Annotated in this window: 17 protein-coding genes and 1 pseudogene; 8 read left to right on the top strand and 10 right to left on the bottom strand. The window is 69.6% G+C overall.

Going from position 1 to position 16934, the window contains the following annotated elements:
- Positions 1–146 precede the first annotated feature (146 nt).
- The gene (locus ACN269_RS08205) at positions 147–1385 is read left to right on the top strand and encodes an MFS transporter (protein ID WP_421471859.1); all 1239 of its coding nucleotides are present in this window, start codon (positions 147–149) and stop codon (positions 1383–1385) included.
- Positions 1386–1490: 105 nt separating this feature from the next.
- Here the strand turns inward: ACN269_RS08205 and ACN269_RS08210 are convergent, their stop codons facing one another.
- Entirely contained in the window at positions 1491–2159 is a 669-nt protein-coding gene (locus ACN269_RS08210; RefSeq protein WP_421471860.1) for a hypothetical protein, read from the bottom strand.
- 174 nt (positions 2160–2333) lie between these two features.
- Between ACN269_RS08210 and ACN269_RS08215 the strand changes: the two genes are divergently transcribed.
- The 3 genes from ACN269_RS08215 to ACN269_RS08225 all read left to right on the top strand — a co-directional run bounded on the left by ACN269_RS08215 (position 2334) and on the right by ACN269_RS08225 (position 5218).
- Positions 2334–2900, top strand: coding sequence for a DM13 domain-containing protein (locus ACN269_RS08215; protein WP_421471861.1), 567 nt, complete (start codon positions 2334–2336; stop codon positions 2898–2900).
- Positions 2901–3058: 158 nt separating this feature from the next.
- Positions 3059–4792: a HEAT repeat domain-containing protein gene (locus ACN269_RS08220; RefSeq protein ID WP_421471862.1), complete on the top strand. Its 1734-nt coding sequence runs from the start codon at positions 3059–3061 to the stop codon at positions 4790–4792.
- Between the two features lie 54 nt (positions 4793–4846).
- On the top strand, positions 4847–5218 hold the full coding sequence (locus tag ACN269_RS08225; RefSeq protein ID WP_421471863.1) for an OsmC family protein: 372 nt from the start codon (positions 4847–4849) through the stop codon (positions 5216–5218).
- 60 nt (positions 5219–5278) lie between these two features.
- On the opposite strand, the gene ACN269_RS08230 is transcribed toward ACN269_RS08225, so the two are convergent.
- The 9 genes from ACN269_RS08230 to ACN269_RS08270 form a co-directional block, all read right to left on the bottom strand.
- Positions 5279–6670 carry a hypothetical protein gene (locus ACN269_RS08230; protein WP_421471864.1) on the bottom strand — a complete coding sequence of 464 codons (1392 nt, stop codon included), beginning with the start codon at positions 6668–6670 and terminating at the stop codon, positions 5279–5281.
- Between the two features lie 195 nt (positions 6671–6865).
- Positions 6866–7066, bottom strand: coding sequence for a hypothetical protein (locus ACN269_RS08235; RefSeq protein ID WP_421471865.1), 201 nt, complete (start codon positions 7064–7066; stop codon positions 6866–6868).
- 61 nt (positions 7067–7127) lie between these two features.
- Positions 7128–7745: a response regulator gene (locus tag ACN269_RS08240; protein ID WP_421471866.1), complete on the bottom strand. Its 618-nt coding sequence runs from the start codon at positions 7743–7745 to the stop codon at positions 7128–7130.
- A complete protein-coding gene (locus ACN269_RS08245) occupies positions 7742–8902 on the bottom strand; it encodes a sensor histidine kinase (RefSeq protein WP_421471867.1) in 1161 nt (386 codons plus the stop codon). Before ACN269_RS08245 ends, ACN269_RS08240 begins: the two co-directional genes overlap by 4 nt.
- Positions 8881–9702, bottom strand: coding sequence for an ABC transporter permease (locus ACN269_RS08250; protein WP_421471868.1), 822 nt, complete (start codon positions 9700–9702; stop codon positions 8881–8883). The genes ACN269_RS08245 and ACN269_RS08250 overlap by 22 nt, the downstream gene beginning before the upstream one ends.
- A complete protein-coding gene (locus ACN269_RS08255; RefSeq protein ID WP_421471869.1) occupies positions 9699–10538 on the bottom strand; it encodes an ABC transporter ATP-binding protein in 840 nt (279 codons plus the stop codon). The genes ACN269_RS08250 and ACN269_RS08255 overlap by 4 nt, the downstream gene beginning before the upstream one ends.
- Positions 10539–10649: 111 nt before the next feature.
- Positions 10650–11186 carry an NUDIX domain-containing protein gene (locus ACN269_RS08260; protein ID WP_421471870.1) on the bottom strand — a complete coding sequence of 179 codons (537 nt, stop codon included), beginning with the start codon at positions 11184–11186 and terminating at the stop codon, positions 10650–10652.
- Positions 11187–11221: 35 nt separating this feature from the next.
- A complete protein-coding gene (locus tag ACN269_RS08265) occupies positions 11222–11926 on the bottom strand; it encodes a response regulator (protein WP_421471871.1) in 705 nt (234 codons plus the stop codon).
- Positions 11927–12010: 84 nt separating this feature from the next.
- Positions 12011–13060 (bottom strand): sensor histidine kinase, encoded by a 1050-nt coding sequence (locus ACN269_RS08270; RefSeq protein ID WP_421471872.1) that lies wholly within the window; start codon positions 13058–13060, stop codon positions 12011–12013.
- 520 nt (positions 13061–13580) lie between these two features.
- On the opposite strand from ACN269_RS08270, the gene ACN269_RS08275 reads away from it, so the two are divergent.
- The 4 genes and pseudogenes from ACN269_RS08275 (at position 13581) to ACN269_RS08290 (ending at position 16930) form a co-directional block, all read left to right on the top strand.
- A complete protein-coding gene (locus ACN269_RS08275) occupies positions 13581–14336 on the top strand; it encodes an iron-containing alcohol dehydrogenase (RefSeq protein ID WP_421471873.1) in 756 nt (251 codons plus the stop codon).
- 12 nt (positions 14337–14348) lie between these two features.
- Positions 14349–14726: pseudogene (locus ACN269_RS08280) on the top strand (3-dehydroquinate synthase family protein); the annotation flags it as partial.
- Positions 14727–14735: 9 nt separating this feature from the next.
- Positions 14736–15878, top strand: coding sequence for a sugar phosphate nucleotidyltransferase (locus ACN269_RS08285; RefSeq protein WP_421471874.1), 1143 nt, complete (start codon positions 14736–14738; stop codon positions 15876–15878).
- Positions 15878–16930 (top strand): ROK family protein, encoded by a 1053-nt coding sequence (locus ACN269_RS08290; RefSeq protein ID WP_421471875.1) that lies wholly within the window; start codon positions 15878–15880, stop codon positions 16928–16930. The genes ACN269_RS08285 and ACN269_RS08290 overlap by 1 nt, the downstream gene beginning before the upstream one ends.
- The last annotated feature ends 4 nt before the right edge of the window (positions 16931–16934 follow it).

Below are 16934 nucleotides of genomic sequence, written 5' to 3' on the forward strand. Positions count from 1 at the left end.
CTCGGACGGTCACCGCCGATTCGCATGTCACGCGGCCTGCGCGATCCGCCGCGGCGCGCTGCGGTGGGACCGTGCGTCGGATCGGCAGTTGGGGGTAAGTCCCCGCAGATGGCGCAGCGGGAGGAGCGACGGTGGCCCAAGGAGAGATGACGTCCACCGAAGCCAGCGCGCATCAGCGCGACGCCGGTGGCGAGCGGGGGAATCTGATCCGGTATTCGGTGCTCGCCTCGCTCGCCCGGATGGCCGACGAGGGTGCCCGCGTGGGGCTCGTCCTGCTCGCCGTCGAGACGACCGGGAGCGCCGGGTTCGGCGGCCTACTGGTCGCCGCGATCATGGTCCCGCACGTGGTCGCGGCACCGTTGGTCGGCGCGGTGGCCGACGCGACCCTCCGGCGCAAGGCGTTCTACAGTGGTGCCCTCCTGGTGTACGCCACTGCGCTCGCACTGACCGCGGTGGCCACCGGCTCGTCTCCCCGATGGGTGGCCGTTGCCGCCGCGCTGGCTGCCGGTTGCGTGGGCCCGTTGCTCAGCGGCGGGCTCACCAGTCTGCTCAACGAGCTCGTTCCCGGGCGCCTGCGCAGCGCGTACGGCATCGATTCGACCCTCTACGGCCTGGCGGGCATCGTCGGACCGTCGGCCGCGGCGCTGCTGGCCGGTGCGTTCGGCAGCCGGATCGCGGTGTTCTGCCTCGCGGGCTCGGCCGCCGCCGCCTCGTTGCTGCTGTGGTCGCTGCCGTTGGCCCGACGCGAACACTCGGAGACGTATCACCTGCGCGGGGCCGACTTCCTCGGCGCCGCCAAGGTCATCGTCAAGCGGCCCGCCCTCGGCTCGGTCACGCTGGGCAGCTGCCTCGGGCAGTTGGGCGCTGGGGCACTGCCGGTGACCGCCGCGCTGATGGCACAGCGGATCCACAGCACCTCGCTGACCGGCGTCATCCTCTCCCTCATCGCGGTGGGCGCGCTGGCCGGATCGCTGCTGTACGTGTACTTTCCGCTGCGCTCGTGGCTGCCCGAGAACGCCATCCTCGTGTGTCTGCTCGCGACTGCCGTCCCGTTCGCCGCAGCCGCCGCGTTCCACACCACCCCAGCCGTCTACCTGCCCGCCTTCGCGATCGGCGGCCTGATCAACGGCCTGATGTTCTGTTCCCTGTTGGTGGTGCGTGACCGTGAGGCACCGCCCGAGCTGCACACCCAGGTTTTCACCGTCGGCGCCGGGCTGAAGAGCGCGTCCGGCGCCGTCGGATCCGCGTTGGCCGGCGGGATGGCCGGCGCGGGCGTGGTCGTCCTGCTGGGCGGGGTGAGCCTCTGCCACGCACTGGGCGGGCTCCTGGGCACCGCGGTCCTCCGCGCACCACGTCGACGTCGGACGGACACCGAAAACCAGTGACGGCACACCAGCGTCGGTGGTAGCACCCGTCCGGCCGAGGGCGACCACCCCTCCGCGGTGCCGGCACCGGCCCGCTCGGGAAGATCCGGTCAGCCTGCGGGTGCCCTACCCGCCGGAGCCCTCTTCCGCGCCGTCCGGGGTGATGGCACCCCCGCTCTCCAGGTAGACATGTTGATGGCCTTCGCCGGCATCGATGTTCAGCTGATCGAGCTGGGTGGCAGCGACGGACCAGGCGTCCGCCGCTTGGGCTGCCTGCCGTTTCGCCAGATCCGTCAGAGCCGCCCGTTGGGTGGGCGGCCCGGTGACGGCGAGCAGATACGACTCGACCGCCAGGGACGCCTGCTCCACCGCGCCGCGCAGTCCGCCACGCGCGACGTTGGTCGCGGTGGTGCCCGAGGGAGGATTGGCGAAGAGGTCCGTCGCCCGTTGCATGGTCTGTCGCCACTGGCGGGCCTGTTCGGGACCTGCCTGCCCACCGGCTGGGGCCTGCGCGCCCAGGGCGGCGAGAATGGGCGAGATCTCCCCACTGAGGCGCCGGGCCGTTGCCGTCAGCTCGACGATCTGCTGACTGTCGCGCTTCGCCTCAGCCTCGCGCAGATCAGCGACGGTAGAGTCGACGCCGCCCGGTCGACCGACCGTATAACCGGCGGCGCCACCCACCAGGGCGGCCGCGAGCCCGACCGTCGCGACGACGACAGCGGTACGTGCCATCCGGCGTCGGCGCGTGTCAGGCGCGGACAGTTGATAGGAGGGCCTACCGGTACGGCGCGACACAACATCTCCCTGCGTCGATAAAGGCGTGGACGCAGCCTAGCCTTGCCAACCGATGCCAGTCGATACCGGCGTGGTTCTGCGCCCGCGACGCACGGAGCGCCGGCCAGGCGCCGTAAGCAATCGGTAATCCGGCCCCGCCTGGCCACGATGAGGTCCTGCGGCTTGACTTGAACCGTGACTCGCCGCCTTCTCCGCGCTCCTGTCGCCTGGATCGTCGTTGCCGTGCTCGGCATCGGTGCCGCAGGAGCGCTCTACTGGTTCCAGCCGTGGCGGTTGTTTACCGACACGGTCGTGGCGGAGCCCCTTTCCACCGTCCCGCAGCCGTCTCGATCCGCGTCCGCAACCGCGTCTGCGTCCGCAGCCGCGGACGTCCCGGCCGCGCCGATTGTTCTCGCAGAGGGCACCTTCGTCACACACGAGCACGACACCAGTGGCACGGTCCGGATGGTCCGCAACCCGGACGGCAGTCACCAGCTGGAGATCGACGGGCTGGACACCAGCGACGGCCCCGACCTGCGGGTGTGGTTGTCCGATCAGCGGGTTCGCACCGGCACCGCCGGCTGGCGGGTGTTCGACGACGGCCGGTACGCGGAACTGGGCAAGCTCAAAGGCAACCACGGCGATCAGGTGTACCGGCTGGCTGCCAGAGTCGACCCGGCGGCATTCCGCAGCGTGAGCATCTGGTGCAAGCGATTCGCCGTCTCGTTCGGCGCTGCGGAACTTGCCCCCGTCTCGTCGTAACCCGACGCTCCTGTTGCTGGGTCGGATCGATGAGATCACGGCGCCGGACAGGCGTCCGAGAAGTGATGCCATGCCCAGCATATATCGGGCCCGGGCTGTTGCCAGTCGGGTGAAAAGCCCTGTTGAGCGGCGCTTTCGCGGCTATACCCTCACTCGTCGTGATCAACGACAGCTGTTGGACGACACTCCGGCCGTCCGCCGATTCCGCCACGAGCGACGCCCATCCTGGTACCCCCCGGGTGGTCTACATGCGCGGCGACCTCTGGTTGGAGCGCCCGACCGGAGACCCGGTGGCACGGGGTCTGGCGGGTAACCCAGCGGCACCGACCGACGTACTCCTGCGCCTGCTCGACAACCACGCCGAGGCCGTTCCGGCGGCATTCCGGCGACGGGCCGACCTACCGCCCGCCGTCGTCGCGGCGGCGGTCCGGCACCCCGCAGCCCGAGTACGCGGCGCGCTCGCGGCCAACCCCCACGTCGACCCGGAGATCCGACTCCGTCTCCTGGACGACCCGGAGCGTCGCGTCTTCGAACTCGTCCGTGAGGATCCGGACCTGGCGTTGCCAGCTCACGCCTTCCTGCGGTCGCTGGACCGGCTCGTCCAATACTTCCGGCAGGGCATCATGAGGCCAGAGGAGCTACGCGGCGAGGCGTTCGAGGTCGGGATTCGCGACCGGCGTGCGGTGCCTGTCATCGCCACCCACCCGGAACCCCTCGTGCGTGCCGCCGCGATCCGCCTGCTCGGCAGCGTGCACGAGACGTCCCGCGCGCAGCTGCGCGAAGCCCTGCTGCACGACGACGTGCCGGAGGTACGGACGGCGGCCGCCCACTTCCTCGCCGAGCGGGAACGCGTGCAGGAGCCTGCGGATCTGCCCGGCAACGGGTACGCGTACCGGGACACGCTGAGCAACCTGCGGCTCTCGCCCACGCTGGTCGAGCACGTGCTCGCCGGTCGGGACGGCAGGCAGGGCGTCGACGCGATGGCGACCAACCCGCACCTGCCGCCGGAGTTGGTCGAGGCGTTGTTCGACCACCCCTCGGCAGCCGTCCGGAGCGGTCTCGCCCAGCGCGACGACCTCACCCGCCCGCAGCTGGCGCGGCTCGCCGCTGATCCGGACGTCTCCGTACGCACCGCCGTCTCCCTGCATCCCGCGCTCAGCGAGATGGACCGTGCGGCGATCGACATCGACGTGACCACGGCACCGTGGGACCGTCGGACGGACCCGCCCTGGCACAACTGGTCGGCGTTGCCGCCTCCGCCCCTACCATCAATGGCGGAATCGGTCCGCCTCGCCGCGTCGGTCAACCCGCTGCTGCGCCGACGGGCCGCGGTGGATCCGCGACTGCCCGCCGACGTCGTCGCCGCGCTCTGCGACGATTCCGATGCCCGCGTACGCGCTCTCCTCGCCCACCACCATCCGGCCGCGCCACCCGACCTGTTGTTGCGGGTGTACCGCGAGTACGAGCGCTGCCAGTGCAGCCGCGCTCGACTGCTGACCCTGCCGAACTTCCCGACGGCAGGGCTGGCCCGGTTCGCCGACGACCCGGATCCGGCGGTCCGACGACTCGCCGCCCGCGACCCGCGGGCAGATCCGGCGCTCGTCGACCGACTCACCCACGACCCCGAGGCCGGGGTACGCCACATGATGGCGGCCTGCCCTCAACTACCGACGGACCGAATCATCGAGCTGCTCGATGACGCCGAGCTGGCCGAGGCCGCAGCGGCGAACCCGTCACTGCCCGTTCAGGTGATGCGAAAGCGGTCGGTGCGTCCTCCCCCTGATGGTGATGCCCCGGCGGCCGAGCGGCTCGATGAACCTCGCCACGGCCCCTTGTCAGCGGCAGAGGCGAATGTCGCGGCTGGTGGTGCTGCTGGTAGCGGGCAACAATGAGCCGGTCGGTTCCGGCAAGGCGGACAGGAGCAACCGGTGGAGCACTTCGCGGTCGTGGTCGGTGCCGGCTCGTTCAGATCGGATGATGATGGCGCGGTCCGTTTTCCTCATCGCTGGACGCCCGAGGGCGTTACGGTCGAGGCGGACTTCACCGGGGCGCACCTGTTGCACCTCGCTGCGGCTGGCTGCGTCCTGAACGACGTATATCGGGAGGCGGGTGAACTCGGCATCCGGATCGACGGGGTACGGGTATCGGCCGAGGGTGGTTTCGACACGCAGACGTGGATGTCGAGCGGCATCACCTACCAGGTCGAGGTGAGTTCACCCGCGTCCGGCGACGACCTTGCCGTGCTGCTGGATCGTGTCGACGACGTCGCCGAGATTCCGCGGGCGATTCGAGCCGGGGCCACGGTACGAAGAGGCTGATCCGACCCTTCCCCACGTCGCGCTCGGGCGACGCGAGGAAGGGTCGGATCAGCCAGGTGATCAGGTGGTGGGGCGGCACAGCGAGTTCTGGTTGGCGCTACAGTCGGTCAGTTGCAGCGTGTCCACGTGCATGGTCAGGCTCGCCGGTTGCGAGGCACCGGCCGGTGCCACCACCGAGATCTGCACGCTGGCCGCGTTCGACGGTGCAACCGCCTCGTACGACCATTCCCACCAGTTCGACGTCAGGCTGAACGGGCTGCCGGGAGACGTGGACAGTAGCGCGCCCGCGGAGTTGTACCACCGCATACGGAGCGCGGCGGTGCCGGAGTCGGCGCGTAGCCGGACGAAGAACTTGTAGTTGTGTCCTGGCGTCACCGATGGCTTACGGCTCACGATGACCGACTTCTCGGCCGACTGCGGTGAGCTGACGAACTGCAACGAACGACGGTTGTCGAAGTAGCGGGCGGAAATGCCGGCATACGGGCCCTGCGGTGTCACCGAGATGGCCGCCCCGGAACCGGAGGTGGTGAACCCGGTGGGGTTCGGGGTGCCCGGCGCCTGCGCCTCGATGGTCCGTTCCTGCGCGGTCAGCAGGTCGTTGTTGGCACCGACATCGCAGCACACGGGTGGGGTGAGCAGCGGGTGGACCGCCGCGTTGTTCGTCGTCGTCGACGGGTAGTTGTCCACATAGAAACGGGCACTGGTCTCACTCGGGTCGTAGTTCTGGCGGTAGCCCAGGTCGAAGGACCACCAGTCGCCAGCGCACATCATGATGTCCGGGCAGTACTGCTCGGCCTGCCAGTTACCGTTGGAGTCCTGCCAGACGTGCTCGCTCATGTAGGCATGACCGGCGCCGAGCAGGTGGGCCACCTCGTGCCCGACGACCCCACTGTCCCAGGCCTCCACGATGGAGACACAGCTGCTACCTCCACTGGTCGGACACCAGTACGCCGAGTTGGATGGGGCGGGGAACTCCGTGAGGACCACGTACCAGCGGTTGCTGTCGTCGTACCCCTTGGCCGAAAGCTCGTTCGCGATCGACCAGAAGTCGGTGTTCGTGGTGTCGATCTTCTCCGGCGTCACCATCGCCTGCGCGTACTGGTTGTAGGTGCCGGTGGTCGTCGACCGGCAGCTCACCTTGAGGTGCTGGTCGTAGTTGCTGGCCTGGTCGAGCAGCCAGTCGACGCGGTCCATGACGCGGGCGGCGTGCTCGACGTTCGTCGCATACTGGTTCCCGGTGGAGTTGTTCCACGCATAGATGACCTGAACCGCCGCCGGACTGTTGGCCGGCGGACTCTTCGGGTCGGTGGCGGTCGTGTCGCAGCCCGCTCTGGGCAGGCTGGTGTCGGTCGGCTGCGCGTAGGGCAGGGTCGGCTCGCTGCCGAGGTTGGCGGCATAGACCGGCTGCCCGGACGACACCAGCACCAACACACCCACGAGCAGGGAGGCCAACCCCAGACGGTGACCGCGCCCAGACCAACGTCTTCTGCCGAGCATGCAAATCCCCCCTTGGCTAGGTTGCTGTCGAGGCGTGTCGTCGGGTTTCGGCCTGCTGACTGATAGCGGCACCCCGTGGCGCGAAATGTCGTTCGCGTCGCACACCACGCATCGACGAAGGCTGAAGCTAGCTCTGCTGCGATATCAACCTCAAGGCGACGAGGCCGGTAGTTCTGTTCCGAACAGTCCCGAACAATTGGCGAGGAGCAGACGATTCACGATTCCGACACGATCGCCCTGTGGCGGCCCACCGGCCAGTCCGAAGCCACCGACGACCATCCCGGCATCGCGATCAATCACCAGCAGCTGGGACAGCGCGGTCCGGCAGGCCGACGATGTCGGCCAGCTCATCGACCGCATCGAGGCCGGCACGTTCGAGTTCTGCTGGGAGGACTAGGGCGTACCCGTAAAGTCAGATCAGGCCATGGTGTAGCGCCGTGGTGACGGCGGCCGTGCGGTCGGCCACGTCGAGCTTGCCGAAGACGCGTAGCAGGTAGGTCTTCACGGTGGCCTCGCTGATATAGAGCTCCCGCCCGATGTCGGCGTTCGTGAACCCTCGCGCGACCAGGCGCAGAACCTCGGTCTCGCGGGCGGAGAGGGCCGGCGGCGCGGGATGCCGCACCTGCCGCACGAGGGTGGAGGCGACGCTCGGCGCGAGTACCGTCTCGCCCCGGGCCGCTGCCCGGACCGCCTCCGCCAGCTCCGCCGGTGTGGCGTCCTTGAGGAGATAGCCGCTGGCACCGGCCTCGATCGCCCGCAGGATGTCCCGGTCCGATTCGTACGTCGTGAGCACCACCACCCGGACGCCCGGCACGCGCGCGCGGATGCGCCCGGTCGCCTCGACTCCGTCACCCTCGGGCATGCGCAGGTCCATGAGCACGATGTCGGGATGCTGCTCGGCAGCGAGCCGCACGCCCTCCGGCCCCGACGACGCCTCGCCGACCACCGTCAGGTCCGCCTCGGCGTCGAGCATGCCGCGCAACCCCATCCGTACGACGGGATGGTCGTCGACGAGCACGATGCGGATCACGCGGGCACCTCCAGCTCGACGATCGTGCCGCCGGCAGGTCCGCCGTGGACGGTGAGAACGCCCTTGACCTGCTCGGCGCGCGAGCGCATCCCGGCGAGCCCGAACCCGTCGACGCGGTCGGACGCGAACCCCCGTCCGTCGTCCCGCACGATCAGGCGTACGCCCCGGTCGTCGTACGCCAGCACGACCTGCGCCTCGGTGGCGTGCGCGTGCCGGCGTACGTTGGTCAGCGCCTCCTGGGCGGCCCGCAGCAGGACCACCTCGACCGGTGTGGGCAACTCCCGTGGCGTGCCGATCACCCGGACGGTGGCGATCACCCCGGCTTCCCGACCGCAGTAGGCGGCCTGACGGCGGACGGCGTCGGGCAGCGACCCCGACGCGAGCGCCGCGGGTGAGAGCGCCGCCACCAGGGCCCGCGCCTCGGCCAGGTTCTCCTTCGCGGTACGGACCGCCAACGCCAGACGCTCGTCGCGCAGCTCCGGGTCATACGCCTGTAGCAGCGTGACGATGCTCGTGAAGCCCTGCGCGAGCGTGTCGTGGATCTCGCTGGCGAGACGGGCCCGCTCGGCGGAGATCCCGGCGTCGTGCGAGAGGCGGGCCACCTCGGCACGGCTCGCCTCCAGCTCGTCGATGAGCATGCCGCGCTCCACGTTCTGCCGGATCACGCGCATCGTCCAGAAGCTGACCCAGATGCTCGCCGACCCCGTGATGACCGCGATCAGCAGATCGGTGGGCACCTCGCGCGGCTCCTCGACGAGGTTGACCGCCGGGGTGACCAGGTTCGCGAGGATCGCCAGCACGATCCCCACGCGCACGTCCACGAGCTGGAAGATGAGCGGGACGACCGCGAACAGCAGCCAGGTCGCGAAGGGCGCGGCCGCCACCGCGACGACGTAGAACAGGAGGTACGTCAGCAGGACCGCCAGGCCCGCGCCGTCGTCGGCGTCGCGCCGGATCTGCCGCCGACCGACCGTCAGGTGCAGCAGAGCCATCGCGGCGATCGCACCGACTGCCAGCCAGCGGCGCCACAGCAGATGGTCGTCGATCACGACGGTCGCGGCGGCCACCGCCGCCGCGACCAGGCCGAAGTAGGCGTCCCACCAGAACAGGTAACCGGCGTGCGCCTCGCGCTGCCTCAGCGATCTTTCTGGTTCCACCGGAAGGTCACCAGGCATAGCACCAATCCGATCACAGTCCAGGCGCCGAGCACCAACGCCGTGCGGCCAAGTTCCCACCGGCCGTTGGCCTCCAGTTCCCTCATGCTGTCCGGGAGGAAGACGTAGCGGAAGCCCTGACTCATCCATTTCACGGGAAAGACCGAGGCCACCACGATCAGCCAGTGCGGCAGTTGCGTGATGGGGTGGATGAAGACGCCGGAGATGAATTGCAGCGCGACCACCGGCACGTTGAGGATCGTGCCCGCCGTGCGCGCGTGCGTGACCATCGCGCTGACCGCCACACCGAGTAGCCCGCAGGACGCGGTCGACAGCAGGAAGAGCCAGCCGAACGTGACCCAGTGCGCCGCGTCGGGCAATGGTGTGCCGAAGACGAGCGAACCCACGCCGACCAACACGACCACCTCGGCGATGCTGAGCACGAGGACCAGCACGAGCTTGCCGATCAGGTACGCGGCGGCCGGGATCGGCGTGCCACGCAGACGCTTGAGCGTGCCGTCCTCGCGGTCCACCGCCAGCCCCGAGCCCATCGTCACGAACGCGGTCGACAACACGCCGTACGCGATCATGCTGGCGGAATAGACCTGGCTCGCGCTGACGCCGCCGCGGTCGTCGCCGCCGTCGAAGATGGTTCCGAACAGCAGCAGAATCATGGCCGGAAACGCGAAGGTGAACACCACGGCGGTGCGGTCGCGCAGAAACATGAGCAGTTCGACGCGGCCCCGGCTCAGGCCGCTCGCCAGGGTGGACGGCAGGGTGGCCGCCAGCGGCGCGGCGGTCATCTGCCCGCTCCGACCAGGGTCAGGTAGACGTCTTCGAGGGACGGACGGGTGACCGTGAGGCTGCGCAGGTCGGCGTCCTCGGCCACCAGCCGGCGCACCAGATCGGTCGGATCGGTCACCTGCTCCACGCGCCGCGCGCCGTTCTCCCGCCAGCTCACCGTCGCCGCGCCGAGCGTGCCGCGACCGCCGAGCGTGGTGGGAGTGCCCTCGGCGACGATGCGACCGCCCGCGAGCACCGCGAGCCGGTCGGCCAGAACCTCGGCCTCTTCGAGATTGTGGGTGGTGAGCAGGATCGTGGTGCCCTCCGCGGCGAGCGAACGCATCAGCTCCCAGACCTGCCGACGCGCCTGCGGGTCGAGACCGGGCGTGGGCTCGTCGAGGAAGAGCAGATCCGGGCGTCCCACGATGCCGAGCGCCACGTCGACGCGGCGACGCTGCCCGCCGGAGAGCGTACGGATCCTGCTGTCGCGCTGCTGGCCGAGACCGACCAGCTCGATCACCTCGTCGGCCGGCCGCGGGTCGGAATACAGCCCGGCGATGTGCCGTACCATCTCGCGGACCGTGAGGTCGGCCGCGTCGTCGGCGTTCTGCAGGACGACCCCGATCCGCGCCCGCCAGGTCCGGCCCGCGGTGCCCGGGTCCTCGCCGAGAACACGGACCTGGCCGGCGTCGCGGCGGCGGTGTCCCTCAAGTATCTCGACCGTGGTGGTCTTGCCCGCTCCGTTGGGGCCGAGCAGTGCGACGGCCTCGCCTCGGGCGACCGTGAGGTCGAGCCCGCACACCACCTCGTGTCCCTGATAGGCCTTGCGGAGGCCGATGACCTCAATGGCTGTCATACCGTCGACGATGCCGGTCACGACCCTTGCTGCGGAACGACCGCTCGACCGTCACCCGCTGTCCATCGATCGGTGGACAGGCGTGACCCGGTCGCTGACGACCACCCCGTCTCAGCCGGCCACGGTGGACGTCAGATGGTAGAGCGTCAGCGCGGCCAGGGACGGCGCGTCGACGAGCTGTTTCGCGAGTATCAACTGCGCGACCTCCCCGTCGGTGAACGCCTTGTGGCGCATCCCCTGCTCGCTGACCTCGCGATCGGGCTCGCCCTCGGTCAACCCGGTCGCCAGGTAGATGTCGAAGCCCTGGTTCGAGAAGCCGTACGCGGCGAACAGGTGCCCGAGGTGACGCATCTCGCTTGCGTGCAGGCCGGTCTCCTCGGCAAGTTCCTGGCGGGCCAGCGAGAGCTGGTCACCGCCACTCCCGGCGCTCCAACCGCCCTGGGGGAACTCCCAGGCGTGGCGTCCGATCGGGTAGCGGTACTGCTCCACCAGCCAGAACCCGCGGCTCCACCGCGGCAGTACCAGGGCGAAGTCCGGTTTCTCGACCACTCCGTAGAGGCCGGGGCTGCCGTCCGGGTGGCGGATCACGTCCTCGCGAACCGTCATCCATGGGTTGTGGTAGACGACCTGGCTGCTCACCTGTTCCATCGGACGATGGTCGCAGAAGTCGGAAGTGGGGTCGATCAAGCCGGTCGTCGGGCTGCCGAAGGCCCCTTCACGGGCAGAGCCGGGTCGATCAGCGCCGCGGCGACCGCCTTGTTGACCGCGTCCAGCCGGGAGACTGCCGAGAGCTTCGCGAAGATGTTCCGCAGGTGCCGCTTCACGGTCGCCTCGGTCAGCCCGAGCCGGTTGGCGATCTGCGCGTTGCTCATCGCGCGCGCCACGAGGTGCAGCACCTCGCGCTCACGTTCGGAGAGGGCGACGATTCCCTCCCGGCTCGGCACGAGGCTGTGCGGTGAAACCGACACCACGATGTGCGAATCGTTCACCTGGCTGTCGCGGATCGCGGCGAGGAGCCCCAGTCGGCTCACACTCTTGTGCAGATAGCCGTGCACGCCGAGGCCGAGCAGTCGCTGCACGAGCACCCCGCTGTCGTGCATGCTGAGGATTATCGTCTTCGTCTCGGGTGAGGCCGCACGAATACGCCGCACCGTCACGCCGACGTCGTCACCGGGAATCTCCACGTCGAGCAGTACGATATCGGGCCTGGTCTCGCCGATCGCGGCGATGGCGGCGGTGCTGTCGCCGGCCTCGGCCACCACCTCGATGTCCTTCTCCAATTGCAGGATCTCGGACACGCCCTCGCGGAACAATGCGTGGTCGTCCACCAGCGCGATCCGAATGTTGTTCAATTCTCCGTTCGGAACGGGCGGCGTTCTCAGTTCCATGGACCACTCCCCTGCGTGCTACCTGACGAACCATGCTGGGAAGCGGCGATCGCCGCGACGCGGCGGTCGCCCGTCTCGGGCCGGTCAATGCTCGTGGGGCACCAGGATCTCGACCGTCGTGCCGCAGCCAGTGGAGCTGTCGATGTGGATCGAGCCATCGAGCAGCATCACTCGCTCCCGCATCGACGCCATGCCCGTGCCCCGCGCCGCCGAAACGTCTCGGCCCAATCCGACCCCGTCGTCGCGGACGACCGTGTGAAGCCGACCGGGTCGGATGTCGATCGCGATGGAGACCGAGCTGCCCCTGCTGTGGACCAGCGCATTGCGGACCGCCTCACGGATCACGAGGTAGACCTCGGCTCTCGTCGGGAGCGGAAGGTGCTCCTCGTCGCCGGTCAGCACCAGTCGGGTGTCGACGGCGTCGGTGCCGATAGCGGCCAGGAACTCACGCAGGCCCCGCTCCAGGCCGTCGAACGTCTCGTCGACCCGCAGGCCTGCGGCGAGCTGCCGGATCTGGGTCATGACCGTGGCGAGCGACTGCCGCGCCGAGACCACCCGGTGGTGCGCCCGGGCCGGTTCCCTGGCCTGGAGGACCTCGTACAGCTCAAGGTGACGGTGCGCCACGTTGATGTCCGCGCCGAGCCGGTCGTGCAGGGTGCGGGCGAAACGCCGCCGCTCCTCCCGCCGCGCCTCGCGCAGCTCGTCGGCGCGATGGTGCCGGGCGGACGACGTCGTCCTGGCGACGTGGCAGGACACCGTCCCGGTGAGGGCCCGCATGCCGGACACCAGTCGGTGCGGAGAGTCGGTCACGCACTCGGCGGCGGTTGTCGCCGCGATGCCGAGGAAGTCGGTGAGGGCGTACACGACGTCCGCCGGATGGCTGCGGAGACCCTCGACCCGGCTGTCGTCGCACGACCCGTCCGGCTGCCAGGACACGGCACCGTCGTCACGTACCGCCGCGATCATGTTGTCGAGCGCGTCGGTGGCGCAGGCGAGGACGGCGTGCCGCGTGTCGCGCCGCTGGGCAACCGTCCGGTGCTGGCAGTCCAACCGCCGCTCGAACTCCGCCAGCACCTGCCGCCGTCGCGATTCGAGCCGGCTTGCAGGCGACCCGTCATCCACCCGACCGGCCATTGACACTCCCCGTCAGTGCCCTGATCCCACAAAATGATCTCGCTGAATGAGTCTATCCCAGGGCCGACACGTCCGCACGGACCGGACGGCGTGGATCAGTAAGCGGCCGGGAGGATGCCATCGTCGACCAGAAGTACGGTCTCCGGTATCGAAAGTTGTACGACACAATCCGGTCGATCAATCGGACCGATGTTTATTTCGTGAGCGACCAGATATCACGTTGGACCCCCTTGTGCCCGCCGCGACGGCCTCGCTAGCTTCGGGAGGTCGGAGTGATTTTCGGATTTGTGGACGCGTCGACAAGGTGGTGCCGCCGCAGGGCGCGCCCCACCATTGTCACCGGCACGCGGTCCGCGTGGACGAAACGGTTCTCATGCCTGGACGGGCGTTCCGTTTCGGAACGGAGGGCAGAGTCATCGCCGAGAAGAATTGTTCGGGGCAGCCAATACCCGGCACGCGGGACGGCTTATTCAGCACGAAATCGCAGCGGCCGGGTTGGCAGGTCAAAACGAGTCAGACGGTGAGCTACGAGGTGCGCGTCACGCAGCGCCTGCTCGACCCGGGAAATGACGCCCTGATCTGTGCGGGGGCCACCGGGCAGAATGCGGCGGCGCGGCGGCTCGTGGTCGTGGATCGCCAGGTATATCGCCTGCACGCCCACGCGTTGCAGAACTACTTCGCGGTACGGCAGGTCGAGTATGCCGTGTGCGTCGTCGACGCCCACGAGGCGAACAAATCCCTCGACACGGCGCTCCAGGTCGTCCGGGCGATGGACGCGTTCGGCATCGCCCGACGGCGGGAGCCGGTGATCGCCATCGGAGGCGGCGTGTTGACCGACATCGTCGGACTCGCGGCCGGCCTGTACCGGCGGTCCACGCCGTACGTGAAGGTGCCGACCACCCTGATCGGGATGGTCGACGCGGGCATCGGAGTGAAGACCGGCGTCAACTTCGACCAGCACAAGAACCGACTGGGCTCCTACCACCCGGCGACGGTGACCCTGGTCGACCCGTCGTTCCTGTCCACACTCAGCGAGAAGCACCTCCGCAACGGGCTCGCGGAGATCCTGAAGATCGGCCTGATCAAGGACGAGATGCTGTTCGACCTGCTGGCCCGGCACGGCCGGCAACTCATCCGGGACCGGTGGGGCACCTCCGGCGAGAGCCGGTCCGGTGCGGTCGCGTCGGAGGTCATGCGGCGGGCGATCCACGGGATGTTGGAGGAGTTGCAGCCCAACCTCTGGGAGCAGGACCTGAAGCGGCTCGTCGACTACTGACACTCGTTCTCGCCGACGATCGAGATGCGGGCCCTTCCCGAACTGCTGCACGGCGAGGCGGTCTGCGTCGACATGGCTCTCACCACCGTGCTGGCCCTGCACCGCGGCATGGTGAGTCCCACCGAGGCTCGCCACATCTGGCAGGTCATGGGTGACGTGGGTCTCCCCCGGTGGCATCCGGTCTGCACGCCGGAGCTGCTGCGACACGCGCTTGAGGACACGGTGCGACACCGCGACGGCCGGCAACTCCTCCCGCTGCCCGTCGGCGTGGGCGCCGCGCACTTCGTCGACGACGTGACGGCGGCGGAGCTGACCCGCGCGTGTGCCGACCTGGAGCGGCTCACCTGGGCAGCTGACGGACCGCGACGGTACGCGACGGCGAGGACGTGAGGTGACGACATGAACAGGGTGCGCGCGGTCGTGCTGGCCGGCGGCGAAGGGCGGCGGATGGGCCGGGTCGGCGCCGAGACGCCGAAGCCCCTGATCCCCTTCGGCGGTACCAGCCGACTCATCGACTTCAGTCTGCTCAATGCCCGCTCCTCCGGCCTGCGGGAGGTGCTCCTCCTGTCCCAGTTCGAGGAGCGGCAGCTCATGGACTCCCTGCATGTGAGCTGGAACCTGGGCGACACTTTCCGGTTGCACTTCGGACCGTACGACGGGGCGTATCGGGACGCGGGCGTCGGCGAACTGCCGCCGCACCTTCCCGAGCGCACCTGGCCGGCCGAGCGGGGCACCGCCGACGCGCTGATGTCCAAGGCGCGCTACATCTTCGGCGGTGCGACCGAGGAGGTACTGGTCCTGCACGCCGACCACGTGTACCGCTTCGACTACGCGCCGATGGTGGCTGCGCACCGGAGTTCCGGCGCCGCGCTGACACTCGCGTACCAACGCATCGAGCGCCGGTACGTGCACCTGTTCGGCATGGTGTCCTTCGACGACGCCGGCAACCTCACATCGTTCGAGGAGAAGCCCGCGGACCCGACGAGCGACCTCGTGTTCGCGGCGTTCTGCCTCTTCGACGCGACCATCCTGCATCGCTACCTCGAACGGCTGGACGGCACCGACTGGGGGCACGACATCAGCCGGGACGTCATTCCCGCCATGCTCGCCGGCGGTGAGCGCATCCGCGGGTACCCCGTCCACGGGTACTGGGAGGACATCGGCACCGTCGACCGCTACCACCGGGCGCACCTGCGGCTCTTGGAGCCCCGGCCGACGATGCGTCTGACCGAGTTGCCCCGCACCCTGCGGCCGGAACTCGCCTGCCGGATCATCACCGATGCGGGTGGCGTCCGCGGCAGCGTCGTCCGGGCGGACCTGCGCAACCAGGGTCGGTTGGAGGGCAGCGTGGCGTTTCCCGACGTGCGGATCGGCCGGAACGCACGGGTACGGAACTCCGTACTGCTGCCCGGAGCGCGCGTGCCGGCGGGCGCCGTCGTGGACTCGGCCGTCGTCCTGGGAGACGGCTCGGTCGTGGACCCGGCGTCGGAGTCGATGGCCCTGGCCGCCCCGGGCCTGGCGGCGCCGACGGGTGGTGCGTGATGGCCGACTGGAACGGATCGGACGGCGCGACCGTGGTGGTCGCCGACATCGGCGGCACCACGTTGCGCATCGGCCGGTGGGACGCCGCGACCGGCCGTCTGGACGACGTCACCCGGCATGCCGTCGACGGGCTGGGCAGGTACCCGCAGGAGCCGTCGGAGCGGCTTCAGTCCCGGGTGCTGGCGCAGCTCGGCGACCGGCTCGCCGACTACCTGAGCACGTGCCCGGAGGCACGCGTCGTCGGCGTGTCGTTCGCCGGCCCGGTGGACGAACGGGGCATGGTGCTCGCCGCGCCCACCATCTGGGGTGGCGGCGGGGAACCGCTCAACGTAGGGGAGATCCTCACCCGGCGGCTCGGCCGAACCGTGGTGGTCGCCAACGACATGACCGCCGCGGCGTGGCGCTACGCCGCGACGGAGACCGAGGGGTTCTGCGTCGTCACGATCAGCTCGGGCATCGGCAACAAGGTCTTCCGCGACGGCGACGTCCTGGTGCATCCGCTCGGTTACGGCGGAGAACTCGGGCACTGGCTGGTCGACCCGCGGCCGGACGCGCTGCCGTGCGACTGCGGAGGTCGCGGCCACCTCGGCGCGGTCGCCTCGGGTCGGGGCCTGCTGGCCGCCGCCCGCCGCGCGGCGGACGAGCACCCGGACCGCTTCGCCGGGTCGGCGCTGGCCCGACCGTCGGCCGATCCGGAGGCCATGACCTGCGAGGCGCTGGCCGAGGCCGTGCGCGAGGAGGACGCCTTCGCCACCGACGTGCTGTGCGAGGCCCTGCGGTACCTGGCGTTGGCGATCTCGTGCGTCTACACCGCGATCGGAATTCGCCGGTACGTCGTGATCGGCGGGTTCGCGGTCGCCGTCGGTGAGCCGATCGTCACGCACCTGACCGGGCAGCTCCGCGCGGTCGGCTGCTTCGGACTCGACGCCGGGGAGGTGGAGCGGATGGTGCGTCTCGGCGCCCCGGACGACGACCACGGCCTGATCGGCATGGGACGCCTGGCCTCACGAAACCTGGCTGACGTCCAGTTGTCCACCGTCGGGGAGAGGTAGGAGC

Origin of the sequence: Micromonospora sp. WMMD736 (assembly GCF_049179015.1) — a bacterium.
Lineage (GTDB): Bacteria > Actinomycetota > Actinomycetes > Mycobacteriales > Micromonosporaceae > Micromonospora.